Annotated in this window: 1 protein-coding gene; it reads left to right on the forward strand. The window is 70.4% G+C overall.

Annotated features, from left to right (window positions below; all coding sequences use genetic code 11):
* Nucleotides 1-176: 176 nt before the first annotated feature.
* A partial coding sequence (locus tag E1266_RS37650; RefSeq protein ID WP_165966392.1) for an ABC transporter permease occupies nucleotides 177-564 on the forward strand: 388 nt, incomplete at its 3' end.

Genomic DNA, 564 nt, shown 5'->3' on the forward strand with positions numbered 1-564 from the left:
CGCCCACACCATCGAACGCCGCGACGGCCGGCTCACCATCCACGGCGGCGACACCACCGTCAACGCCGTCATCTCCCTCCTCGCCCGCCACCGCATCACCGCCCACCAACTGCGCGTCACCGACTCCACCCTCGACGACGCCTTCCTCGAACTCACCGAAGACCGGGAGAACTGACGTGTCCGCCCCCACCGCCGTCCTCAAAGCCGAACTCCGGCTCTTCCTCCGCGAACCCTTCAGCCTCTTCTGGATCGTCGTCTTCCCCACCCTCCTGCTCGCGATCCTCGGCCTCATCCCCTCCTTCCGCGAACCCAGCGCCGAACTCGGCGGAAACCGCGTCATCGACCTCTACGTCCCCGTCAGCGTCCTCCTCGCCACGATCATGGCCGGGCTCATGGCCCTCCCGCCCGTCCTCGCCGGCTACCGCGAACGCGGCATCCTGCGCCGCATGTCCACCACACCCGTCCGCCCCGCCGCACTCCTGGCCGCCCAGATCGCCCTGCACTTCGCCGCCGCCCTCGTCTCGGCGCTGCTCGCCATCGCCACCGGCAGGCTCGCCTTCGGCG

The sequence above is a fragment of the Actinomadura sp. 7K534 genome, from assembly GCF_004348575.1.
In the GTDB taxonomy this organism is placed as follows: domain Bacteria; phylum Actinomycetota; class Actinomycetes; order Streptosporangiales; family Streptosporangiaceae; genus Spirillospora; species Spirillospora livida.